General features: G+C 65.4%; 28 protein-coding genes. 14 read left to right on the top strand and 14 right to left on the bottom strand.

Annotated features, from left to right (window positions below):
• Both prpB and E8F11_RS06600 read right to left on the bottom strand, forming a co-directional pair.
• The coding region (gene prpB / locus E8F11_RS06605; protein WP_280288036.1) for a methylisocitrate lyase at positions 1 to 857 on the bottom strand (857 nt) is incomplete at its 3' end.
• Entirely contained in the window at positions 854 to 1,576 is a 723-nt protein-coding gene (locus E8F11_RS06600) for a GntR family transcriptional regulator (protein WP_280288035.1), read from the bottom strand. The genes E8F11_RS06600 and prpB, both read right to left, overlap by 4 nt.
• A gap of 304 nt (positions 1,577 to 1,880) precedes the next feature.
• On the opposite strand from E8F11_RS06600, the gene E8F11_RS06595 reads away from it, so the two are divergent.
• Genes E8F11_RS06595 through E8F11_RS06585 form a run of 3 tightly spaced genes read left to right on the top strand, consistent with a single transcriptional unit; the run spans position 1,881 to position 4,939 of the window.
• Positions 1,881 to 2,417 carry an ATP-dependent zinc protease gene (locus E8F11_RS06595; protein WP_280288034.1) on the top strand — a complete coding sequence of 179 codons (537 nt, stop codon included), beginning with the start codon at positions 1,881 to 1,883 and terminating at the stop codon, positions 2,415 to 2,417.
• Between the two features lie 5 nt (positions 2,418 to 2,422).
• On the top strand, positions 2,423 to 3,949 hold the full coding sequence (locus tag E8F11_RS06590; protein WP_280288033.1) for an inactive transglutaminase family protein: 1,527 nt from the start codon (positions 2,423 to 2,425) through the stop codon (positions 3,947 to 3,949).
• 3 nt (positions 3,950 to 3,952) lie between these two features.
• Complete coding sequence (locus tag E8F11_RS06585) at positions 3,953 to 4,939, top strand: alpha-L-glutamate ligase-like protein (protein ID WP_280288032.1); 987 nt, start codon at positions 3,953 to 3,955, stop codon at positions 4,937 to 4,939.
• Positions 4,940 to 5,137: 198 nt separating this feature from the next.
• Here E8F11_RS06585 and speE read toward each other — a convergent pair whose 3' ends face one another.
• Entirely contained in the window at positions 5,138 to 5,998 is an 861-nt protein-coding gene (gene speE, locus E8F11_RS06580; RefSeq protein WP_280288031.1) for a polyamine aminopropyltransferase, read from the bottom strand.
• A gap of 221 nt (positions 5,999 to 6,219) precedes the next feature.
• On the opposite strand from speE, the gene E8F11_RS06575 reads away from it, so the two are divergent.
• Together E8F11_RS06575 and E8F11_RS06570 are read left to right on the top strand one after the other, a co-directional pair.
• Complete coding sequence (locus E8F11_RS06575; protein WP_280288030.1) at positions 6,220 to 7,080, top strand: DNA-3-methyladenine glycosylase; 861 nt, start codon at positions 6,220 to 6,222, stop codon at positions 7,078 to 7,080.
• Positions 7,081 to 7,082: 2 nt separating this feature from the next.
• On the top strand, positions 7,083 to 7,583 hold the full coding sequence (locus tag E8F11_RS06570) for a methylated-DNA--[protein]-cysteine S-methyltransferase (protein WP_280288029.1): 501 nt from the start codon (positions 7,083 to 7,085) through the stop codon (positions 7,581 to 7,583).
• 6 nt (positions 7,584 to 7,589) lie between these two features.
• Here E8F11_RS06570 and E8F11_RS06565 read toward each other — a convergent pair whose 3' ends face one another.
• The 6 genes from E8F11_RS06565 to aroC all read right to left on the bottom strand — a co-directional run bounded on the left by E8F11_RS06565 (position 7,590) and on the right by aroC (position 12,603).
• A complete protein-coding gene (locus E8F11_RS06565; RefSeq protein ID WP_280288028.1) occupies positions 7,590 to 8,147 on the bottom strand; it encodes a histidine phosphatase family protein in 558 nt (185 codons plus the stop codon).
• 182 nt (positions 8,148 to 8,329) lie between these two features.
• Positions 8,330 to 9,013, bottom strand: coding sequence for an acireductone synthase (mtnC, locus tag E8F11_RS06560; RefSeq protein ID WP_280288027.1), 684 nt, complete (start codon positions 9,011 to 9,013; stop codon positions 8,330 to 8,332).
• Positions 9,014 to 9,110: 97 nt separating this feature from the next.
• Positions 9,111 to 9,656: an acireductone dioxygenase gene (locus E8F11_RS06555; protein WP_280288026.1), complete on the bottom strand. Its 546-nt coding sequence runs from the start codon at positions 9,654 to 9,656 to the stop codon at positions 9,111 to 9,113.
• Positions 9,657 to 9,743: 87 nt separating this feature from the next.
• Positions 9,744 to 10,358, bottom strand: a complete 615-nt coding sequence (locus tag E8F11_RS06550) for a methylthioribulose 1-phosphate dehydratase (RefSeq protein ID WP_280288025.1) — start codon at positions 10,356 to 10,358, stop codon at positions 9,744 to 9,746.
• Entirely contained in the window at positions 10,355 to 11,515 is a 1,161-nt protein-coding gene (locus tag E8F11_RS06545; RefSeq protein ID WP_280288024.1) for an MFS transporter, read from the bottom strand. The genes E8F11_RS06550 and E8F11_RS06545 overlap by 4 nt, the downstream gene beginning before the upstream one ends.
• Positions 11,512 to 12,603 (bottom strand): chorismate synthase, encoded by a 1,092-nt coding sequence (aroC, locus tag E8F11_RS06540; protein WP_280288023.1) that lies wholly within the window; start codon positions 12,601 to 12,603, stop codon positions 11,512 to 11,514. Before aroC ends, E8F11_RS06545 begins: the two co-directional genes overlap by 4 nt.
• Before the next feature lie 132 nt (positions 12,604 to 12,735).
• On the opposite strand from aroC, the gene E8F11_RS06535 reads away from it, so the two are divergent.
• Entirely contained in the window at positions 12,736 to 13,716 is a 981-nt protein-coding gene (locus E8F11_RS06535; protein WP_280288022.1) for an alpha/beta fold hydrolase, read from the top strand.
• Positions 13,717 to 13,770: 54 nt separating this feature from the next.
• A complete protein-coding gene (locus E8F11_RS06530; RefSeq protein ID WP_280288021.1) occupies positions 13,771 to 14,550 on the top strand; it encodes a hypothetical protein in 780 nt (259 codons plus the stop codon).
• A 13-nt stretch (positions 14,551 to 14,563) separates the two neighbouring features.
• On the opposite strand, the gene prmB is transcribed toward E8F11_RS06530, so the two are convergent.
• Positions 14,564 to 15,478: a 50S ribosomal protein L3 N(5)-glutamine methyltransferase gene (gene prmB / locus E8F11_RS06525; RefSeq protein WP_280288020.1), complete on the bottom strand. Its 915-nt coding sequence runs from the start codon at positions 15,476 to 15,478 to the stop codon at positions 14,564 to 14,566.
• Between the two features lie 225 nt (positions 15,479 to 15,703).
• Here prmB and E8F11_RS06520 point away from each other — a divergent pair, with 225 nt between their 5' ends.
• The 6 genes from E8F11_RS06520 to E8F11_RS06495 all read left to right on the top strand — a co-directional run bounded on the left by E8F11_RS06520 (position 15,704) and on the right by E8F11_RS06495 (position 18,637).
• Complete coding sequence (locus tag E8F11_RS06520) at positions 15,704 to 16,300, top strand: cysteine hydrolase family protein (RefSeq protein WP_280288019.1); 597 nt, start codon at positions 15,704 to 15,706, stop codon at positions 16,298 to 16,300.
• Between the two features lie 97 nt (positions 16,301 to 16,397).
• Positions 16,398 to 16,718, top strand: coding sequence for a hypothetical protein (locus E8F11_RS06515; protein WP_280288018.1), 321 nt, complete (start codon positions 16,398 to 16,400; stop codon positions 16,716 to 16,718).
• A gap of 50 nt (positions 16,719 to 16,768) precedes the next feature.
• A complete protein-coding gene (locus tag E8F11_RS06510; RefSeq protein WP_280288017.1) occupies positions 16,769 to 17,341 on the top strand; it encodes a Smr/MutS family protein in 573 nt (190 codons plus the stop codon).
• 101 nt (positions 17,342 to 17,442) lie between these two features.
• A complete protein-coding gene (folE, locus tag E8F11_RS06505) occupies positions 17,443 to 17,991 on the top strand; it encodes a GTP cyclohydrolase I FolE (RefSeq protein WP_280288016.1) in 549 nt (182 codons plus the stop codon).
• 185 nt (positions 17,992 to 18,176) lie between these two features.
• Positions 18,177 to 18,362, top strand: a complete 186-nt coding sequence (locus E8F11_RS06500) for a hypothetical protein (protein WP_280288015.1) — start codon at positions 18,177 to 18,179, stop codon at positions 18,360 to 18,362.
• 41 nt (positions 18,363 to 18,403) lie between these two features.
• Positions 18,404 to 18,637, top strand: a complete 234-nt coding sequence (locus tag E8F11_RS06495; RefSeq protein WP_280288014.1) for a hypothetical protein — start codon at positions 18,404 to 18,406, stop codon at positions 18,635 to 18,637.
• On the opposite strand, the gene E8F11_RS06490 is transcribed toward E8F11_RS06495, so the two are convergent.
• The 3 genes from E8F11_RS06490 to E8F11_RS06480 all read right to left on the bottom strand — a co-directional run bounded on the left by E8F11_RS06490 (position 18,638) and on the right by E8F11_RS06480 (position 20,997).
• Positions 18,638 to 18,985 carry a GFA family protein gene (locus E8F11_RS06490; protein ID WP_280288013.1) on the bottom strand — a complete coding sequence of 116 codons (348 nt, stop codon included), beginning with the start codon at positions 18,983 to 18,985 and terminating at the stop codon, positions 18,638 to 18,640.
• A gap of 224 nt (positions 18,986 to 19,209) precedes the next feature.
• Positions 19,210 to 19,812 (bottom strand): glutathione S-transferase family protein, encoded by a 603-nt coding sequence (locus E8F11_RS06485; protein ID WP_280288012.1) that lies wholly within the window; start codon positions 19,810 to 19,812, stop codon positions 19,210 to 19,212.
• A gap of 18 nt (positions 19,813 to 19,830) precedes the next feature.
• Entirely contained in the window at positions 19,831 to 20,997 is a 1,167-nt protein-coding gene (locus E8F11_RS06480) for a PLP-dependent aminotransferase family protein (RefSeq protein ID WP_280288011.1), read from the bottom strand.
• A gap of 82 nt (positions 20,998 to 21,079) precedes the next feature.
• Between E8F11_RS06480 and E8F11_RS06475 the strand changes: the two genes are divergently transcribed.
• Positions 21,080 to 21,535 (top strand): MarR family transcriptional regulator, encoded by a 456-nt coding sequence (locus tag E8F11_RS06475; RefSeq protein ID WP_280288010.1) that lies wholly within the window; start codon positions 21,080 to 21,082, stop codon positions 21,533 to 21,535.
• On the opposite strand, the gene E8F11_RS06470 is transcribed toward E8F11_RS06475, so the two are convergent.
• On the bottom strand, positions 21,532 to 22,161 hold the full coding sequence (locus E8F11_RS06470) for a hypothetical protein (protein WP_280288009.1): 630 nt from the start codon (positions 22,159 to 22,161) through the stop codon (positions 21,532 to 21,534). The two genes, E8F11_RS06475 and E8F11_RS06470, sit on opposite strands and share 4 nt — an antisense overlap.
• Positions 22,162 to 22,300 lie beyond the last annotated feature (139 nt).

Below are 22,300 nucleotides of genomic sequence, written 5' to 3'. Positions count from 1 at the left end.
AGTTTCTGCTCGAAGGCGTGGTAGCCGATGCGGTCGTACAGCTCGGCACGGGTCTGCATCAGGTCGATGACTTCTTTCTGGTGGCCGTCGCGGCGGATGGCGGTGTAGACAGCCTCGGCGGCCTTGTTGGCGGCGCGGAAGGCCGACAGCGGGTAGAGCTGGATGGCCACGCCGACCGAGGCCAGCTCGTCGCGGGAGAACAGCGGGGTGGCGCCGAACTCGGTGATGTTGGCCAGGATCGGCACGTTCAGCGCCTCGACGAAGCGCTTGTAGGTCGGCAGGTCGTAGGCGGCCTCGGCGAAGATGGCATCGGCGCCGGCTTCCACGTAGCGCAGGCAGCGCTCGATGGCGGCGTCGACACCTTCAGCCTGGATGGCGTCGGTACGCGCGATCAGGAAGAAGTTCGGGTCGGTCTTGGCATCGGCGGCGGCCTTGACGCGGTCAGCCATCTCTTCGGTGGGGACGATTTCCTTGCCTGGGCGGTGGCCGCAGCGCTTGGCGCCGACCTGGTCCTCGATATGGGCGGCGGCCGCGCCGGCCTTGATCAGGTTCTTCACGGTGCGCTCGATGTTGAAGGCGCTGGGACCGAAACCGGTGTCGATATCCACCAGCAGCGGCAGGTCGCACACGTCGGTGATGCGGCGCACGTCGGTGAGCACGTCGTCCAGGGTGTTGATGCCCAGGTCCGGCAGCCCCAGGGAGCCAGCGGCCACGCCGCCACCGGACAGGTAGATGGCCTTGAAGCCGGCGCGCTTGGCCAGCAGGGCATGGTTGGCGTTGATCGCGCCGATGACCTGCAGCGGATGTTCCTCGGCGATGGCGTCGCGGAAACGCTGGCCCGGGGTTTTCAAGTTCATGACTCACCTCGTGTTTTGGACGGGTTGGCGAGCGCTTCCTGGTAGTGGCGCTCGATATTGCGCTTGGATGCACCGATGTGACGGCGCATCAGCAACTCGGCCAGTTCGCCGTCTCGGTCGGCGATGGCGTCGAGAATCCGGTGGTGCTCGCTGAAGGCCTGGCGCGGCCGGTTCGGCACCGTGGAGAATTGCAGGCGGTACATGCGCACCAACTGGTAGAGCTCGCCGCAGAGCATCTTGGTCAGGGTCTGGTTGCCGCTGCCCTGGATGATCCGGTAGTGGAAGTCGAAATCGCCTTCCTGCTGGTAGTAGCCGAGGCCGGCCTGGAAGGCTTCGTCGCGCTCGTGGGTATCCAGCACCCGGCGCAGCTCATCTATCTCGGCCTGGGTCATGCGCTCGGCGGCCAGGCGGCAGGCCATGCCTTCCAGCGACTCGCGAATCTCGTAGAGCTCGATCAGCTCGGCATGACTGAGGGAAACCACTCGCGCCCCGACATGGGGCACCCGCACCAGCAGGCGCTGCCCTTCCAGGCGATGGATCGCCTCGCGCAGCGGGCCACGGCTGATGCCGTAGGTGCGCGCCAGCTCGGGCTCGGAGATCTTGCTGCCCGGGGCGATCTCGCCCCGCACTATGGCGGCCTGGATACGCCGGAAGACGTGTTCGGCGAGGGTTTCCGAGTCCAGCTGCTCGCTGATAGGGCTTTCAGTGACTTCCAGCATGATTGTCGACACATTTGTCTGCGGTGGCGCAAAAACTACCGCCAGTAAGTCAGCCTTGTCAAACAGCAATCCATGGATTGTCGACAATCGGCTAATACCAAAGCATCTAAGAAAGGCGCCGCGCTCACGCCATCCGTGCCATATGCGTCTGTCGCCGCGGAAAATCTGCGTGCTAGAATGCGCGCCGCCAGCGCCAGTCTGGGCGCCAGTGACATGCCTGCCAGACTCCCAGACCAGGCGCCGCAGCCATGAAGGCCGTGGGCCGGGCTACTGGACCGATGACCGCGTTACGCTCAAAGGACTTATGACACTCAAGCCCTTCGCCCTGTTTGCCTGCCTGCTCGCCCTCCCCGGCCTCGGCTTTGCCGCCGAGAAGACCGTCTACGGCCTCAATGAATATGCCAGGCTGAAGGACCTCGACCTGGTGGTCGCCGCCAAGCTCGACACCGGCGCCAAGACCGCCTCTCTCAGTGCCCGCGACATCAAGCGCTTCAAGAAGAATGGCGAACCCTGGGTGCGCTTCTACCTGGCGATCGACGACGCCCACGAACACCCGATCGAGCGCCCCCTGGCGCGGATCAGCAAGATCAAGCGCCGCGCCGGGGACTACGACCCCGAGGAAGGCAAGACCTACACCGCACGCCCGGTCATCGAACTGGAGGTGTGCATGGGCCAGGCCCTGCGGACGATCGAAGTGAACCTCACCGACCGTAGTGCTTTCCAATACCCGCTTCTGATCGGTTCCGAGGCGCTCAAGCGCTTCGACGCACTGGTCGACCCGAGCCTTAAATACGCTGCCGGCAAGCCCGGCTGTGCCACCGACGCAAACTCTGACGAGTAACCCACATGCGCTCTCTTACCCTGCATCTGAAAGTCCTGATCACCCTGCTGGTGAGCCTGGGCATTCTGATAACGGCCTACCAGATATTCATCCAGGGCATCCCGATCACCGAGGACGCGACCGACGACCTGTGGAACATCGACGCCAAGGTCGAATTCCAGGCCAGCCCGAAGGACCCGGTCAAGGTCCAGATGTTCGTTCCGCCGCTGAACCGGGACTACGTCAGCCTCAACGAGAGCTTCATCTCGAACAACTACGGGGTGAGCATCAACCGCGTCGACGGTAACCGCAAGGTGACCTGGTCCGCCCGTCGCGCCAGCGGCAACCAGACCCTCTACTACCGCCTGGTGCTGACCAAGCGTTACAGCGGCGAGAAGGCCAAGGACAAGGGACCGATCTTCCGCGACAGCATCCCGGTCGAAGGCCCGGAGAAGATCGCCGCCGAAGCGCTGCTGGCCCCCATCCGCCAGCACTCGGCCGACGTCGAGACCTTCATCACCGAGACCATCAAGCGGGTCAACAACCTCAACGATGACAACGTGAAGCTGCTGCTGGCCGGCGATCCGGGCACGTCGAACAAGGCCAAGGTCATCGAGCTGCTGCTGTCCATCGCCCACGTGCCGATGGAACGCGTGCACACCATCCGCCTGGTCAGCGAGCAGGCGCAGAGCCCCGAGCTCTGGCTGCGCAGCTTCAATGGCGAGAACTGGCTGTACTTCAACCCCGAGACCGGTGAGCAGGGCCTGCCCAGCGATCGCCTGATCTGGTGGACCGGTGACGGCAACCTGATCAACGTCGACGGCGGCAAGAAGGTCCAAGTGACCTTCAGCATGAACAACAGCGAGATGAATGCCATCCGCCTGGCCAAGCTGACCGACGAGAACACCGACGCCGACTTCCTCGAGTACTCGCTCTACGGCCTGCCGCTGCAGACCCAGCAGACCTACCAGATCATGATCATGATCCCGATCGGCGTGCTGGTGATCCTGATCCTGCGCAACCTCGGCGGCCTGCAGACCCTGGGTACCTTCACCCCGGTACTGATCGCCCTCGCCTTCCGCGAGACCCAGCTGGGCTTCGGCATCGTGCTGTTCACCATCATCACCGCGCTCGGCCTGTCGCTACGCTCCTATCTCGAGCACCTGAAGCTGCAGATGCTGCCAAGGCTCTCGGTGGTGTTGACCTTCGTGGTGGTACTGATCGCAGTCATCAGCCTGCTGAGCCACAAGCTCGGCCTGGAGCGCGGGCTGTCCGTCGCCCTGTTCCCGATGGTGATCCTGACCATGACCATCGAACGCCTGTCGATCACCTGGGAAGAACGCGGCGGCGGCCATGCCTTCAAGGTGGCGATCGGCACCCTGGTCGCGGCCACCCTGGCGCACCTGCTGATGACCGTGCCGGAGCTGACCTACTTCATCTTCACCTTCCCGGCCGTGCTGCTGATCATGGTGGGCTTCATGCTGGCGATGGGTCGCTACCGCGGCTACCGCCTGACCGAACTCTTCCGCTTCAAAGCCTTCCTGAAGGACTGAGCCATGTTCGGCCTGCTCAAGACGTGGAAAGCCCTCGAAGCCAAAGGCATCATGGGCATCAACCGGCGAAACGCGGACTACGTGCTGAAGTACAACAAACGGCACCTGTACCCGATCGTCGACGACAAGATCATCACCAAGCAGCGCGCCATCGAGGCGGGGATCCACGTACCCGAGATGTACGGGGTCATCTCCACCGAGAAGGAAATCGAGAAGCTCAACGAGATCATCGGCGAGCGCAACGACTTCGTGATCAAGCCGGCGCAAGGCGCCGGCGGCGACGGCATCCTGGTGATCGCCGACCGCTTCGAGGGCCGCTACAAGACGGTATCGGGCAAGATCATCAGCCACGAGGAAATCGAGCATCAGATTTCCTCCATCCTCACCGGCCTGTATTCCCTCGGCGGGCACCGTGACCGCGCGCTGATCGAGTACCGCGTGACCCCGGACCAGATCTTCAAGAGCATCAGCTACGAAGGCGTGCCGGACATCCGCATCATCGTGCTGATGGGCTACCCGGTGATGGCCATGCTGCGCCTGCCGACCCGGCAGTCCAACGGCAAGGCCAACCTCCACCAGGGCGCCATTGGCGTGGGTGTGGACCTGGCCACCGGCGTCACCCTGCGCGGTACCTGGCTGAACAACAAGATCGCCAAGCACCCGGACACCACCAACGCGGTGGACGGCGTGCAACTGCCGAACTGGGACGGTTTCATGAAGCTGGCCGCCGGTTGCTACGAGTTGTGCGGCCTGGGCTACATCGGTGTCGACATGGTGCTGGACCAGGAAAAGGGCCCGTTGATCCTCGAGCTCAACGCCCGCCCCGGCCTGAACATCCAGATCGCCAACGACTGCGGCCTGACCCATCGTGCCCATGCCGTCGAGGCCCGCCTCGAAGAGCTGAAGGCCAAGGGCATCCAGGAAACCCCGGAAGAGCGCGTACGGGTTTCCCAGGAACTCTTCGGCCATGTACGGCCGGCGGAGATCTGATCGTCCGCTGTATGAAAAAGCCCGGCCAAGCGCCGGGCTTTTTTTCGGACATCGATGGAAGCCCGAGCGAGGCTCGCCCCCCTCACCCCAGCCCTCTCCCGGAGGGAGAGGGCTGGGGTGAGGGAAGCCAGACGCTGCGTAATTGCCTCCCACAAAAAAGGGGCCTTCCGGCCCCTTCTTCATCTATACCCGCCAACCTCAGTCGTTGCTCGGCTTGTTCACCGCATGCAACACGTACTGCGGCAGGGCAAAGGCGCCGACATGGACTTCCGGATTGTAGTAACGGGTCACGATACCGCTGCCGGCGAAGCGCTGGCGCAGGGTTTCCACGGGCAGCTTGCGCATTTCCGGGTCGGTGGCGCCCCAGGCGAAGGTCATGGCGCCGCCGATGTAGGTAGGCACCGCCGCCTGGTAGAAATGCCAGTCGGCGAACAGACTGTCCATGCGGCTGGCGGTGGTCTGCACCTCGTCCAGCTGCATGAAGGGCGTGCCGTTCTGAGTCACCAGCACGCCGCCGTCGTTCAGGCAGCGGCGGCAGGCCTGGTAGAAGTTCTCGGAGAACAGCACCTCGCCCGGACCTATGGGGTCGGTGGAGTCGGAGATGATGACGTCGAACTTCTCCTCGGTGGTGGCGACGAAACGCATGCCGTCGTCGATCACCAGGTTCAGGCGCGGGTCTTCATAGGCGCCCTTGGAGTGGTTGGGCAGGAACTCCTTGCACATTTCAACCACTGTGCCGTCGATCTCGACCATGGTGATGCGCTCGATATCGCGGTGCTTGCACACCTCGCGCAGCATGCCGCCATCGCCGCCGCCGATGATCAGTACGCTCTTCGCCGCGCCATGGGCCAGGATCGGCACGTGGGTGAGCATCTCGTGATAGATGAACTCGTCCGCCTCGGTGGTCTGGATCACGCCGTCCAGGGCCATGACGCGACCCATGCGGGAGTTCTCGAAGATCACCAGGTGCTGGTGCTCGGTGCGCACCTCGTGCAGCAACCGGTCCATGCGAAAGCGCTGGCCGTAACCGTCGTAGAGGGTTTCCTGATAGTCGCTCATGGGTTGTCTCCCGTGATGGCTGTAGTGGCGGACGGTGCCTGTCCTGAAAAAGGCCGCCCCAAGAAAAGGCGCGCATTCTACGATGGCTTGGATGACAGGTCGAACCACAGAGGGGGAATTCGAAAGTCAGTTTTGCAGAGACGGGGCGGCGCCAAGAGAATATCGTCGCACCATGACCAAAACCGCTCCCTTTTCCTTATCCCCGCGAGCCTACCGAGCCCATGCGCCTTGATTATTTCGAGCCCTGGAGCTGGCAGCAGTTCCAGCAACATTTCGCCCTGCGGCGCCTGCCCGGCGTCGAACAGCTGACGGCAGACAGCTATTGCCGCAGTTTCCGCCTGGACGGTCGCAGCGGATGGTTCCGCCTGCGGCCACTGCCCGGTGCCCTGGAGCTCGAGCTCAGCCCATCGACCCGGGACCTAGCGCCACTGCTGGCACCGCGCATCCGACAGATGTTCGACCTCGATAGCGACCCCGCCGCCATCGCGCGACACCTGGGCCGCGACCCGCTGCTGCAAGGATTGCTGGCCCGTTATCCGGGCCTGCGCCTGCCTGTGGCCTTCGATCCCTTCGAGCAGGGCGTGCGCACCATCATCGGTCAACAGGTCACGGTCAAGGCCGCAGTGACCATCGCCGGGCGCCTGGTGGAACGCCTCGGAGATGCCCTGGAGGACGCGCAGGCCGATGGCCCGCAGCGGCTCTTCCCCACTCCGCAGGCCATAGCCGAGGATTCGCTGCCCGGCATCGGTATGCCGGGCAAGCGTGTCGACACCCTGCGCCGCTTCGCCCAGGCGGTGGCCGACGGCAGCCTGGAACTGAGCCTGGCCGCTGGCGTCGAAGCCCTGGTCGAACGCCTCTGTGCCCTGCCCGGCATCGGCCGCTGGACCGCCGAATACATCGCCCTGCGCGCCTTCGGCCAACCGGACGCCTTCCCCACCGCCGACCTTGGCCTGCTCAAATCGCCGCTCTGGGGCCCGGGGGGCATCAGCGCAAGGGACCTGGCCAGCCGCGCCGAGCAGTGGCGCCCCTGGCGCGCCTACGCCGCCGTCTATCTCTGGCAGAGCTACGCCAAGGAGAACTAGCAATGTATTTCCGCTACCACGACAGCCCCATCGGCCCGCTGCTGCTGGCCGGTGACGACAGCGGCCTGCAACTGCTGCACATGGATGCCGCGCAACCCTGGGAACTGGCCGCCGGCTGGCAACCGGCGGACCAGCAACTGGACGAAGCCTGCCGCCAGCTGGACCTCTACTTCCAGGGCCGCCTGAAACGCTTCGAGCTGCGCCTGGCGCCCCGTGGCACCGCCTTTCAGCAGCAGGTCTGGCAGGCCCTGCAGGGCATCCCCTACGGCCAGACCACCAGCTACAGCGAGCTGGCCGAAAGCATCGGCAAACCGAAGTCGGTACGTGCCGTGGGCACGGCCAACGGCGCGAACCCGATCGCAATCGTCATCCCCTGCCACCGGGTGATCGGCCGCGACGGTAGCCTGACCGGCTACGCGGGGGGCCTTTCGCGTAAGGCGCTGCTGCTCAAGCTGGAGGGGGTGAGGTTGCAGCCGGAGCAGGACCAGTTGCTGCTGATCTGAGCCTGCTCATGGCTGGCGGATACGCGCCAATACCTTGGCTGGCTCCGCCAGTGGCAGCTCGATGATCAGCCCCTCCCCCGATCTGGGCGATACCCCGGTCAGCGCCTTGATGTTCACCTGGTGGCTGACCATGATCACCGGCCGGTCCTTGGGCACATTCTCGATGGCCTTGCGCATCTCCGCCTTCTGCGCCTCCTGGCTCTCCGGATCGCTGAAGAAGGAATCCAGCGCCGAAAGCGTCTCCACCGCCCCCAGCCCCATTTCCTGGGCGGTGTCCTGGGCACGGCACCAACTGCTGGTGTAGAGACGCGGCTGTTCCACCTTGCGCCGCACCAGCAATCTGCCCCAGCGCCGCGCCTCCTGGCGTCCCCGCTCACTGAGGTTGCGCTGGGTGCTGCAATCGCCGAGGCGAAAGCCTTCGGGGTCGCCCGTACCGGGCGCCGTGGTGTGACGCAGGAGGAGAAAGGCCTTGCCCTCGCGCAGGGCCTGCCAGGCGGATTTCTGGTCGGCGGCCGCCGGCAGGGCCAACAGCGCGCACAGCAAAAGGATGAAGAGTCGGGTCATGGCCGGGGCGCCGGCTGCAACGCCCGGTCACTGGTTGCCCTGTACAGGCCCGAATCCGGTCGGGCCGCAACAACGCAGAGGCAGGAACCCATGGGGACGCTCCCAAGTGGATGCAGTCACCCCAAGGATAGATCGGCTGACAGAAGCCTACCTCGCGCTCCGTCAGACGAATCTGGATAACGTCAGAAGCGCGCCAGGTCGATCACCGCGAAGCTGGCCACGGTCTCGTGGCCGTCCAGCTCGCCGCCCTCGCGGGCCAGGCCGATAGTCTGCATGCCCGCCTCCTGGGCGGCATCCAGCTCCTGGACCACATCGGAGAGGAAAAGGATCTCTTCGCCGGGCAGGCCGATCGCCGAGGCGATGCGCTGGTAGGACGCCGCCTCGCGCTTGGGCCCGGAGGTGGTGTCGAAGTAGCCGGAGAATAGCGGCGCGAGGTCGCCGGCCTCGGAGCAGCCGAAGATCAGCTTCTGCGCCTGGATGGAGCCGGAGGAATAGACGTAGAGGTCATAGCCCTCCTCCTTCCAGCGGCGCAGCGCCTCCACCGCATCCGGGTAGACATGCCCCTTGAGCTGGCCGGCCCGGTAGCCCTGCTCCCAGACCATGCCTTGCAGCGCTTTCAACGGCGTGGCCTTGCGATCTTCGGCAATCCAGCCGAGGAGGATTTCCACCACCCGCTCCAGGCTGGCTCCGGCCTCGCCGCTTTCCACCCGCACGGCGGCGATCTGCTGGGCCACCTCCGGCTGCTCGGCGTGGCTCAGGACGAACTCCGGCAGGTGCCGCTCGGCAAAGGGGAAAAGCACGTCGAAGACGAAGCTCACCGCGCTGGTGGTGCCTTCGATATCAGTGAGGATGGCCTTGATGGGCATGGGGAACTCCAGGTGAATCGGGGATTGCCTCCGTAGGAGCCAGCTTGCTGGCGAAAGGGCCAGAAGCGAATTCGCGAGCAAGCTCGCTCCTACAGGGTCAGTCTTCCAGCTGCGGGAAACGTTTGGCGATATCGTCGCCGGTGAACTGGGCGACCCAGCCTTCCGGGTTATTGAACAGGCGGATGGCGACGAAGTGCGGATGCTCGCCCATGTCGAACCAGTGACGGGTGCCGGCCGGCACTGAGATCAGGTCGTTCTTCTCGCAGAGCACGGCGTAGATGTAGTCGTCGATGTGCAGGGTGAAGAGGCCGCGACCGGCGACGAAAAAGCGTACCTCGTCCTCGCCATGGCGGTGCTCGTCGAGGAACTTGGCGCGCAACTCGGCCTTCTGCGGGTGGTCGGAGGTCAAGCTGACCACATCCACCGTGACATAGCCCTGCTCCTGCATCAGGCGGTCAATCTGCGGCCGGTAGGCGGCGATCACTTCCTCCTGGCTGGCGCCGGGGGCGATGGGAGCGGAGGCCTCCCAGCGCTCGAAACGCACACCGACGGTCGCCAGGGTGGAGGCGATGTCATCCAGGTGGGTGAGGACCTTGTTCGGCAGGTCGGGGCTGGATTCGTGGTAGACGGTCAGGCTGCTCATCTGGGAACTCCTTGCGGGCCTCCTCCCGGCTCTCGGGCGGGTCGGACGGCCCCGGTATCAATCAGGCATCTTCGTGCGAAGGAAGCATCAGCGCTTGGTGATCGAGAGGGTCTTCAGCTCGCACTCGAAGAGAAACTCGAAGGCCTCGACCTGGCGCAGGGCGTCGCTCATGCGCGGCCCCCAAGTATAGAGGCCGTGGCCGCGGATCAGGTAACCCACGCAGTCCGGGTGCTGGTCCAGCCAGGGCTGCACCTTGGCGGCCAGGCGGGCGATGTCCTGGTCGTTGTCGAAGATCGGTATCAGCACCTGAGACTCATGGGTGGAAATGCCACTGAAGGCCTTCTGCAGTTCGTAGTCGGCGAACACCAGGGAGTCGGCCAGGGTCAGGCGCGACAGCACGGTGGCGTTCACCGAATGGGTGTGCAGCACCGCGCCTATCTCCGGCTTCCAGCGGTAGAGCTGGGTATGCAGCAGGGTTTCCGCCGACGGCTTCTTGCCCGGCTCCAGGCTGTTGCCGTCCAGGTCGGTGGCCAGCACGTCGTCGGGGCCCAGTTGGCCCTTGTGCTTGCCGGAAACGGTCAGCAGCGCCTCCGAGGCGGTCAACCGCGTCGAGTAGTTGCTGCTGGTGGCTGGCGACCAGCCGCGGTCGTACAGGAAGCGACCGGCTTCGATGATTTCCTGGGCGAGTTGTTGGCGATTCATGCCCGCTCCTCTTGCAATCGGGTGGCAATGATAACGGCTGCGGCGAGCGCAGCGAGACTGGCGATGACGTAGGTCCAGACCGGCCCCAGGCTGCTCCAGCTATAGCCCGAGTAAAGTGCGCCGAGGGCGCCACCGGTGCCGGCCAGGGCGGCGTAGAGCGCCTGGCTCTGTCCCTGCTGGCGCGGCCCGAAACGACGTTGCACGAAATGGATTGCGGCAGCGTGAAAGCTGCCGAAGGTGGCCGCGTGCAACAGCTGGGCGAAGAGCAGCACTGGCAGCTGGTCGGCGAAGTTGCCCAGCAGCAGCCAGCGCAGCGCGGCGATCAGGAAGCTGGCCAGCAGTACCGTGCGCACCGAGTAACGCGCGAGGATGCGCGCCATCACCAGGAACAACAGCACCTCAGCCACCACCCCCAGCGCCCAGAGCTGGCCGATCAGGCTACGCGAGTAGCCTAGGGCCTCCAGGTAGATGGTCTGGAAGCTGTAGTAAGGGCCATGGGACAGCTGCATCAGCCCCACACATAAATAAAAGGCCAGCACGCCGGGCTGGCGCAGCTGGGCGAGGAAGCCGCCCTGCCCCGCCACGTCCGGTCGCGCCTGGGGCGTGGCGTTGGGCACCCAGAAGCTGCTGAGGACGATGCCACCCATGATGAACACCAGCGCCCAGGGATAGAGATCCAGACTGAACAACTCGAACAGCTTGCCCAGGCCGATCACCGTGAGAATGAAGCCGATGGAGCCCCAGAGCCGTACCTGGCTGTAGCGCGCCGCCTGCTCCTTGAGGTGCGCCAGGGTGATCACCTCGAACTGCGGCAGCACCGCATGCCAGAAGAAGGCGTGCAGGGCCATGATCAGGGCCAGCCAGGCGTAGCTGTGGCTGACGAAGATCAGCGAGAAGGTGACCAGGGTGCAGAAGGCGCCGAAGCGCACGATATCCAGCCGCCTGCCGCTGCGGTCCCCCAGCCAGCCCCAGAGATTCGGCGCCACGCAGCGCATCAGCATGGGGATGGCCAGCAGCTCGCCGATGCGCGCACTGGAAAAGCCCAGGTGCGCGAAGTACAGGCCGAGGAAGGGCGCCGTGGCGCCCAGCAGGGAAAAGTAGAAGAGGTAGAAGCTGGACAGCCGCCAGTAGGGCAGCGCGTTCGCGCCGCCCGTCACAGCTGGCCGAGCACCGGGGTCTCGACCTGCACGCCGGCGTTCTGCGCACGGTGGCGCAGCAGGTGGTCCATCAGCACGATGGCCATCATGGCTTCGGCGATCGGGGTGGCACGGATGCCCACGCAGGGATCGTGGCGGCCCTTGGTGACCACGTCCACCGGGTTGCCGTGGATGTCGATGGAACGGCCGGGGGTGGTGATGCTGGAGGTCGGCTTCAGCGCCAGGTTGGCGACTATCGGCTGGCCGGAGGAAATACCGCCGAGGATGCCGCCGGCGTTGTTGGAGAGGAAGCCTTCCGGGGTCAGCTCGTCGCGGTGCTGGGTGCCGCGCTGGACCACGCTGGCGAAACCGGCGCCGATCTCCACGCCCTTGACCGCGTTGATGCTCATCAGCGCATGGGCCAGTTCGGCGTCCAGGCGGTCGAAGATCGGCTCGCCGAGGCCCGGCGGCACGCCTTCGGCAACCACGGTGATCTTCGCGCCCACCGAATCCTGGTCGCGGCGCAGCTGGTCCATGTAGGCTTCCAGTTCCAGCACCTTGTCCGGGTCGGGACTGAAGAAGGCGTTCTGCTCCACCGAATCCCAGGTCTTGAAGGGAATCTCGATCGGGCCAAGCTGGCTCATGTAGCCACGGACGCTGATGCCCAGGGTCGCCAGGTACTTCTTGGCGATGGCACCGGCGGCCACGCGCATGGCGGTTTCCCGCGCAGAGGAACGACCGCCGCCCCGGTAGTCGCGGATGCCGTACTTGTGGTGGTAGGTGTAGTCGGCGTGGGCCGGGCGGAACAGGTCCTTGATCGCCGAGTAGTCCTTGGACTTCTGGTCGGTGTTGCGGATCAGCAGGCCGATGGCGCAGCCGGTGGTCTTGCCCTCGAACACGCCGGAGAGGATCTCCACCTCGTCAGCTTCCTGGCGCTGCGTAGTGTGGCGGCTGGTGCCCGGCTTACGGCGGTCCAGGTCACGCTGCAGGTCCTCCAGGGACAGATCCAACCCCGGCGGGCAGCCGTCGACTATGGCGACCAGCGCCGGACCATGGCTTTCGCCAGCGGTGGTGACGGTGAACAGCTTGCCGTAGGTGTTGCCGGACATGCACAGTGCTCCGCAGAAATGGGCCTCGATCGAAGGTCGAGCAGTATACCCGCGGCGTCCGGCCAGTTCACCCCTCGAACCTTGCGCCGCTGCCCGCGTCCAACCCGCCAACCCGGACACTGACCCCATCCCATGCTGCAACCCCTGCTCCTGATCCTTCCTCTCCTCGCCGGCCTGGCCCAGGCCGCCCCGCAGAGCGTGCTGCAACGCCCCATCGAGCTGGACACCGGCAGCGGCACCCTGCGCGGCACCCTGCTGCGGCCCAAGACCGACCAGCCGGTGCCGGTGGCGCTGATCATCGCAGGCTCCGGCCCCACCGACCGCGACGGCAACAATCCACTCGGCGGGCGCAACGACAGCCTGAAGAAGCTCGCCCAGCTGCTGGCGCGCAACGGCATCGCCAGCGTGCGTTACGACAAGCGCGGCATTGCCGCCAGCCAGGATGCCGGCACGGACGAGCGCCAGTTGAGCATCGAGCTCTACGCCAGCGACGCCGCGGCCTGGGGCAGGCGCCTGAAACAGGATGCGCGCTTCTCCAGGCTCATCCTCATCGGCCATAGCGAGGGCGCGCTGATCGCCAGCCTGGCGGCGGACAGCGCCGGCGCCGATGCCCTGGTCAGCATTGCCGGCAGCGCCCGCCCCATCGACCAGCTGCTGCGCGCGCAGTTGCAGGACCGCCTGCCGCCGCCCCTGCTGGCGCAGAGCGAGTCGCTGCTGACCAGCCTGCGGGCCGGCCAACAGGTAGCCGAGGTGCCGAAACCGCTGGAAGTGCTGTTTCGGCCCAGCGTGCAGCCCTACCTGATTTCCCTGTTCCGCCAGAACCCGGCGCAGGCCTTCGGCCGACTGCGGATTCCGGCGCTGATCCTGCAGGGCAGCCACGACATCCAGGTCGGAGTGGCGGATGCCGAGCAGCTAAAGGCCGCGCGACCGGACGCGCAACTGACGATCATCGACGGCATGAACCACATGCTGCGCATAGTGCCCATGGACATGGAGCAGCAACTGGCGTCCTATCGCGACCCGCACTTGCCCCTGGCGCGGGAATTGGGCGAGCGCATCCTGGACTTCATCCGGGCACTGCCGGCCTCCAGAAATGCGGAAAACAGCCGATAAGGCCTTAGACGGACGTACTACATTCGTCTCGCAGGTTCCTGGAAGGTACATCCCATGACTGAAAGCCCAGCCGAGCAACAGCGTGGCGCGGAAGCCGCGCCCCAGCCCCACCCCTGGGCCGACCTGGCGACCGAGCGCTTCGAACTGCTGCGCCTGTCCCCGCTGCCCATCGACCGCCACACCGGTGTGCGGCCCCTGCGCTTCGTCGAGTTCGGCCGGGTGGAACGGCACAGCCGGGAGCAGAGCCTGCTGCGGCTGGTGATCGAGCTGCCGGGACAGAAGGTGCACAAGGAACAGAACCTGCTGGAAGTCTGGGCCGATCACCGCAGCAAGGAGGTTCGCTTCGGTCCCGATGGCGGCCTGCAACTGGAGCCGCAGAATCGCGGGCTGGGGCGTTTCCTGCTGGCCCAGGGCATTGCCTGGGCCAAACAACGCTGGCCGCACTACCGGGTCGAGGGCGGCGCCCTGCCGGCCAAGGACGCCCTGGACAACGAAGCGCGTCTGCGCCGTGACCATGTGCTCAAGGCCCAGGGCTTCGAGGTCAACTATCTGGACAGCCTGCAGCTGAAGGCCAGCTATGGCGCCAGCCGGGTCAGCGAACTGCACGGCGACTGGCACCGCGAGAAGGTGCAATGGGTGGGTCTGCAGGAGGCCGCCGCGATGCTGGAGCAGGCCGACCAGAACCTGCAGCGGCAGGACGTGGCAATTCGCAAGCTGGAAGAACGGATCGCCGTCTACAAGCGCGAGGACGGCGGCCTGCGCTTCACCATCACCTGCCTGGTGGCCTTCGCCTTGTTCCAGGCCGGTCTGCTGATCTGGATCATCACCCGCTGACCCCGATCGGGGGTCAGCCGCGCAACCGCGAACGGAACAGCGACTGGTGCTCCTGGCACTGCCTGGCGCTGAGCATGAACACGCCGTGGCCGCCATGCTCGAAGTCCAGCCAGAGGAAGTCCACCTCCGGGTAGAGCGCTTCCACATGCTCCTGGCTGTTGCCCACTTCCACGATCAGCAAGCCCTTTTCGTTCAGGTGATCGGCCGCTTCGGCCAGCATCCGCCGCACCAGGTCGAGGCCGTCGTTACCGCAGGCCAGTCCCAGCTCGGGCTCATGATGGTACTCGGCCGGCATGTCGGCGAAATCTTCGGCATCGACATAGGGCGGGTTGGAGACGATCAGGTCGAAGCGCTGCCCCGGCAGGCCATCGAAGCCGTCGCCCTGCACCGTATAGACCCGGTCCTCCAGGCCGTGGCGCTCGATATTGAGGTTGGCCACTTCCAGGGCATCGAAAGACAGGTCGCCCAGGACCACCTCGGCCTGAGAGAAGGCGTGGGCGCAGGCGATGCCGATGCAGCCCGAGCCGGTGCAGAGGTCGAGGATGCGCGTCGGCTCCTGGGGCAGCCAGGGGGAGAAACGCTGCTGGATCAGCTCGGCGATGGGCGATCGGGGCACCAGCACGCGCTCGTCGACCACGAAGGGCATGCCACAGAACCAGGCCTCCCCGAGCAGATAGGCCACCGGCACACGCTCTTCGATGCGGCGACGCAGCAGCTCGCGCAGGTGCGCGCATTCGTCCTCTTCCAGGCGGCAGTCCAGGTAACTGTCGGCTATCTCGTAGGGCAGGTGCAGGGCGCCCAGCACCAGTTGGCGGGCCTCATCCCAGGCATTGTCGGTGCCATGACCGAAGAACAGGTTTTCAGCATGGAAACGGCTGACAGCCCAGCGAATGTGATCACGCAGGGTGCGCAGGCGGGACTCGGACACGTCGACTACCTCAGAAAGCGGGCCGTCGATTCTAGCACCCCTCCTGTTTCGGGGCAGCTTCCAGGGGGGAGACGAACGGCAGCCCGCGAAACCGAAGGCAGGTGGGTCAGCGCCCCTTGGCCGGCGACCTGCCGAGGTGCTGGCGGGCAACTGGACCTTGGTCCATGGTTCACTTATTCCTCCGCAGGGCGGACAATAGTGGCCAAGTCGTACCCGGAGATTCGCATGTCCGCCCCGAAATCCATGTTCCAGCTCAGTGGCCGCGGCTACCCGCCGGCCAGCCTGAACAATGCCACCCTGGTGATCATCGACGCTCAGGAAGAGTACCGCAGCGGTGTCCTAGCCCTGCCCGGCCTGGATGCCGCCCTCGGCGAGATCGCCAGCCTGCTCGCCGCCGCCCGTGCCATGGGCAGCGCCATCGTCCACGTCAAGCACCTCGGCGTTCCCGGCGGCCTGCTCGACCCTCGCGGCGAACGCGGCCAGCACCTTCCAGAAGCCGCGCCCCTGCCCGGCGAGATCGTGGTCGAGAAGCGCCTGCCCAACGCCTTCGCCGGCACCGACCTGCATGATCGGCTGCAGGCGATCGGCCATCTGGACCTGATCGTCTGCGGCTTCATGACCCACTCCAGCGTCAGCACCACGGTTCGCGCCGCCAAGGACTATGGTTATCGCTGTACGCTGGTGAGCGCCGCCTGCGCGACCCGCGACCTGCCGACCGTCGATGGCGGCGTGATCAGCGCAAACGAGATGCACCGTGTCGAAGTGATCGCCCTCGCCGACAACTTCGCCAGCGTGGTGCCGCAGGCCAAGGCGCTCATCTAGGGACACGCCGTTACATCCCGCGACATCCATCGGAAGGACGACCGGAACCACGCCAGCTGGTGCCGGTCATACCCCGATCAAGCAAGAGGACGTCCGGATGAAGTTATCCGATGGTTTCGATGCCCGCCGCCTGCGCCCAAGGGGCCCGGGCAGCTGGCGCTGGCGATTCGCGGCGGCACTGGCCGCGCTCTTTGCCGGATTTGGCGTGCTGCTGGCGATGGCCGGCACCGCCACCCTGCTGGGCCGCCCACCAGCACTTGGCCCGCTCAACGACAGCACCGGCGCCGCCATCGTGCTGCTGCTCTTCGGCCTGCTGTTCCTCTGGGTCGGCGTGCTCGCCTGGCGCCTGTGCCGACGGCGTTCGCGGCGGCGCAGCGACCTCAGCCTGTCCCCGCATCTGATGAAGAAACGCGATTGAGCCTCGCGCGGGGCATTTGGGTAAACTAGCCGCCCTTCGCGGAGGCCTGTATGCAAGACGAAGCCCAGAAAAACGACGAAAGCTCCCTGTTCGCCATGGAGATGCGCGGCGTGAAGCGCATCCAGAACGATCGCGCCGACACCGGCAAGGCGCGCCCCGACCGGAAGCAGCTCGCCAACCGCCGGCAGAACGCGACCTCGGGCGTAGCCAGCGTCAAGGTGGACGGGCTGTCCGACCTGTTCGTCATAGACGTGGGCGCCGAGGACGAACTGCACTGGGCCCGCGATGGCGTGCAGGAAGGCCAGATGCGCAAGCTCAAGCTTGGCCAGATCGGCTTCGAGGGCAGCCTCGACCTGCACGGCATGACGGTGGAGAAGGCACGGGAAACCCTCTGGGACTTCATTGCCGAAGCTACACGCTTCGAAGTGCGTTGCATCCGCGTGACCCACGGCAAGGCGGCGCGCCTGGACGGCAAGCGCCCACTGATCAAGAGCCACGTCAACACCTGGCTGCGCCAGCACCCTCAGGTGCTGGGCTTCACCTCCTGCCTGCCCAAGCACGGCGGCACCGGCGCCGTCTATGTAATGCTGCGCCGAACCATGCTGGAAGGCCGCGACGAATGAGGTATCCGGTCCGCAGGCTGTCGGCAAGTACAGCCTGCCCTTGCCAACGGCCCCGGCGCGCCCTACCCTGCGCCATTGCGTAAAACCCCACAGGAATTTCCATGTCCCTGGAACAGCATTACACCGCGATCCTCGGCCAGATCGGCGAGGACGTCTCCCGCGAAGGCCTGCTCGATACCCCGAAGCGCGCCGCAAAAGCGATGCAGTACCTCTGCCGTGGCTACGAGCAGACGCTGGAAGAAGTCACCAATGGCGCCCTGTTCAGCTCCGATAACAGCGAAATGGTGCTGGTCAAGCACATCGAGCTGTATTCGCTGTGCGAACACCACCTGCTGCCGTTCATCGGCAAGGCCCATGTCGCCTACATTCCCAACGGCAAGGTCCTGGGCCTGTCCAAGGTGGCACGCATCGTCGACATGTACGCCCGCCGCCTGCAGATCCAGGAAAACCTCAGCCGCGAGATCGCCGAGGCCGTGCAGAAGGTCACCGGTGCCCTGGGCGTGGCCGTGGTCATCGAAGCCCAGCACATGTGCATGATGATGCGCGGCGTGGAGAAGCAGAACTCCTCCATGGTCACCTCGGTGATGCTTGGCGAGTTCCGCGAGAACGCCGCCACCCGCAGCGAGTTCCTCAGCCTGATCAACAACTGAGTTTCGCTACTCCACGAAAAAGCCGGCGCGAGCCGGCTTTTTCGTGGGCGCCGGACAAGGAACCGGCGAATGAGACCACCCAGGCATTGGCCCCGGAATTTTCCAGGCAATTGGATATGGGGATTCAACGGCGCCGGGCGCAATCTGAGCCCGTCCCAGCACTCGCTTCGGCAAGGTTGATCCACATGTGCCTGCCCCGACTCCACCCACTGTTTTCCGTCATCTTCGGGCGTTTCGGCTTTTCCACTGCCCGCATGGCGATAGCGACCTCCGGCCCATCCCATGGCTTCGCCCGGGACATCACACCGGAGAGCGGTGAACGCTTCCAGGCATTCGAGCTCAAACCGGCTGGCGACCCGGACAGCCGCTGATCGCCGCCGAACGTTCCAACACCTGCAGCAGGAGATGGAGCATGTCGAACCAGGCAACCCTTACCATCCTGATCCGCGCCGCCCGGCAGTCCGCCGACGGACTTTCGTCCCACCTTCAAGGCCTGGTCGCGAGTCTTGGCGGCCAACTGGACGCTCTCGAAGCGGACCTCTGGGTCATCACCAGCCAGGGTGACGTCGGTACTGCGGCCGAGGCCCTCGGGGGGCTGTTCGACAGCGGACTGGTGAGTTACCTGGGTTTCGGCGACCGGGCCTGACTAGAAGCTCTTGCCGTCCACCTTCACCACCTTGAGCCCATCCAGGGGCACATCCTCCAGGCAGCGGACATTCACTGCGGCCATGGCCTTGCCCTTGGGGTCGGTGGCTTCACCATAGGGCGCGCAGCCGCAGGTGGCACAGAAGTGATGGGCGATGTGCATGCGGTTGAAGCGGTAGGTCGACAGGTCGGACTCGGGCGTGGAGAGCTTGAACTGCTCCCGGGGAACGAACCACAGCAGGTAGCCGCGCCGACTGCACAGCGAGCAGTTGCACTCCATGACCTGCTCCAGGCTGCCCTCGACCTCGAATGCGATCTTCCCGCAGTGGCAACTGCCTCGGTATTTCATGGCCGGCACTCCGCTCAACGCCTGTTGGCAGGCTGGAGCGTCCAACTTAGTACAGGGCTGATGAACCCGCCACGGAAAAGCCAGGCCGCAGGGTGCGCCATGCGCGCCTAGACCTGCGCGCGAGCATCCTGGTGCGCACGGCGCACCCTACTCGGTTTCATGTCGCCAACATCCCTGGACGAAAAAGCCGGCTTGCGCCGGCTTCTTCCTGGGATCGAGCACGCTCAGTCCTGCATGCCCACATGCCGCGGGTGGCTGGCCACGCGGTCCAGCCAGGCGAGAACGGCCGGATAGCCGGAGAGGTCGAAACCGCCTTCGTGGGCCACATGGGTGTAGGCATAGAGGGCGATATCGGCGATGGAATACTGCTCGCCCACCAGGTAGGGCGTGCGTTGCAGCTGCTTCTCCATCACCTTCAGCGCCTTGTGCCCACGCGCATGGCAGACCTTGTATTCCTCCAGGCGCTCTTCCGGCATGCCCTGGTACAGCCGGATGAAGCGCGCCACCGCAACATAGGGCTCGTGGCTGTACTGCTCGAAGAACTGCCACTGCAGCACCTGGGTGCGCAGGCGCGGTTCGCTGGGCAGCAGGTCGCTGCCCTCGGCGAGGAAATTCAGGATGGCGTTGGATTCCCAGAGGGTGGTGCCGTCGTCCAGCTCCAGCACCGGGATCTTGCCGTTGGGGTTCTTCTCCAGGAACTCGGGGCTCTGGGTCTCGCCCTTGAGGATGTCCACCGGAATCCACTGATACGGCAGGCCGAGCAGGTTGAGGATCAGCTTGACCTTGTAGCAGTTGCCGGAAATGTAATCGCCGTAGACCTTGTACATCTCTCCCCTCCTAATCTGTCAGGCGGCCTCGGCCGCTTGTGCCTGGCGGATGACGCCCGCGAGCCGCTTGAGGCCTTCGCCCAGGCGCTCAGGCGCCACGTGGCTGAAGTTCAGGCGCAGGTGGCCCGGATGCTTGTCCGGGTCGATGAAGAATGGCTCGCCCGGCATGAAGGCGACGTTCTGCTCCAGCGCAGGCTTCAGCAGGGTGCGGGTATCCAGCGGCTGCTTCAGGGTCAGCCAGAAGAACAGCCCGCCCTGGGGCACTTCCCAGGTGGCCAGCTCGCCGAAGTGTTGCTCCAGCGCAGCCTGCATGGAATCGCGGCGTACGCGGTAGAAGTCACGCAGCTCGGCCAGGTGCTGGCGGTACTGCTCGGTGCCGAACCATTGCAGCGCCTGCCACTGGCCGATGCGGTTGGTGTGCAGATCGGCGGACTGCTTCAGGCGCAGCAGGTGCGGGAACAGGTCCGGGGTGGCGATCAGGAAGCCCACCCGCAGGCCCGGCAGCAGCGTCTTGGACACGGTGCCGGTGTAGATCCAGCTGGCCTTCTTCAGGCGGGTGACGATGGGGGTGGCGCTGCCCTCGTCGAACACCAGCTCGCGGTAGGGCTCGTCTTCGATCAGGGTCACGCCGAACTCGTCCAGCAGCGCGGCGACCGCGTCGCGCTTGGCCTCGCTGTAGCGGGTGCCGGACGGGTTCTGGAAGGTCGGGATCAGATAGGCGAAGGCCGGCTTGTGCTGCTCCAGGCGCTGGCGCAGGGCGGCGATTTCCGGACCGTCGGCTTCCTGGGGCACGGCGATGCAGTCGGCGCCGAATAGCTGGAAGGCCTGCAGGGCCGCCAGGTAGGTGGGCGCTTCCAACAGCACTTCGGTGCCCGGATCGATAAACAGCTTGGAGGCCAGGTCCAGGGTCTGCTGGGAACCGCTGACGATCAGCACCTGGCTGGCTTCGCAGGGCACGCCGAGCGCCCGCGCCTCGGCGGCGATGGCCTCGCGCAGGGCAGGCTCGCCTTCACTCATGCCGTACTGGCCCATGCTCGCCGGCATCTCGGCCCACTCCACCTTCGGCAGCATCGGCTCGGCCGGCAGGCCTCCGGCGAAGGACATCACTTCCGGACGCTGGGCGGCGGCAAGGATTTCGCGGATCAGAGAGCTTTTCAGGCGGGCGATGCGTTCGGAGAAGGCCATGGATTGTCACCGGGTGCGGAAGCGAGGAAATTAAGTCAAACTGCTTGACCGAAACTACGACGCCCGCAACAGATACGTCAATATGCTTGACCTGAAAAATCCCGCCATTCAGCAGGCTGCCATGGAAGCCTTCTTCTTCGGCTACCAGGCCTTCACCAGCAAGCCGGACGAAATACTCGCCCGTCGCGGCCTGTCGCGGGTGCACCACCGCATCCTGTTCTTCATCGCCAAGTACCCGGGGCTGAGCGTCAAGGAACTGCTGGGCTACCTGGGCGTGACCAAGCAGGCGCTGAACACGCCGCTGCGCCAGCTGATCGAGATGCACCTGGTGGAAAGCGTGGCCGCGGTCGATGACAAGCGTAAGCGCCTGCTGGGCTTCACCGCCGAGGGAGCGAAGCTGGAACAGGCCCTGCGCCGGGAGCAGACGCGTCTGTTGCAGCGCGCCTTCGGTGAGGCCGGGGAAGAGGCGGTGCGCGGCTGGCTGCAGGTCAACCAGGCCATTTCCACCGCACGGCAGAACGAAGCCGCCGAGGGTTAAGCGGCGGACTGAAGCTCCCGCGCGGCGCGGAAGAACACCAGCATCATGGCCACATTGCTGGCGATCAGCGGCAGCAGGCCCAGCAGCATCAGCACGATGGTGGCCATCATGATGCCGCCCACCAGGTTCAGCCAGGCCATGACCCGGAATGCCGGGTAGGCGTTCTGCACCTTCAGCATCCGCACCGCCAGCCAGGCGGTCAGGGCGCCAAGCACGGCGATCACCCCGAAGTAGAGCAGCATCGGCCAACCCGGCTGGGTGCTGGCATCGCCCATCAGGAAATCCAGCACTTCGACGACCAGGCTGCCGATGATCACGGCCCAGACCGGAGGCGCCAGTCCTTCGGCGGCAAAGCGCGCCTCGGCGAAAAGCTTCAGGCGAATCAGCAGGTAGCAGCCGAGCAAGGTCAGGGCCACGCTCAGCCAATCGGACAGGCGGATCATCAGCGGATCTTCCAGAGCGCCAGCGGCCACGGCCAGTCCGGTCAGGGTCAGGGTTCCCACCACGCAGACCAGGCTCAGCCAGGCCAGCACCCCCAGTTGCCTGGGGCTCCAGCCATTCATCTGCCGCGTCCCGACGTCTTCCACCAGCTCGACCCGCGGGGCGGCGTAAGGATTCTCATCCATGTGCATCTCTCCAGGCGGAAAAACAACACAGTAGCCGCTGATCCCCAGGGTGCCAACAGACTGTATCGGTCAACGCGCGTGTCGCTGTATCGAGACGTTGCAAGGCACCAGGCCTTAGTCTGCGGGCACAACAACCGAG

Origin of the sequence: Pseudomonas sp. BN417 (genome assembly GCF_029871205.1) — a bacterium.
Taxonomy (GTDB): domain Bacteria; phylum Pseudomonadota; class Gammaproteobacteria; order Pseudomonadales; family Pseudomonadaceae; genus Metapseudomonas.
The sequence above is the reverse complement of the archived record's forward strand: the minus strand, read 5'-3'. Positions and strand labels throughout refer to the sequence as shown.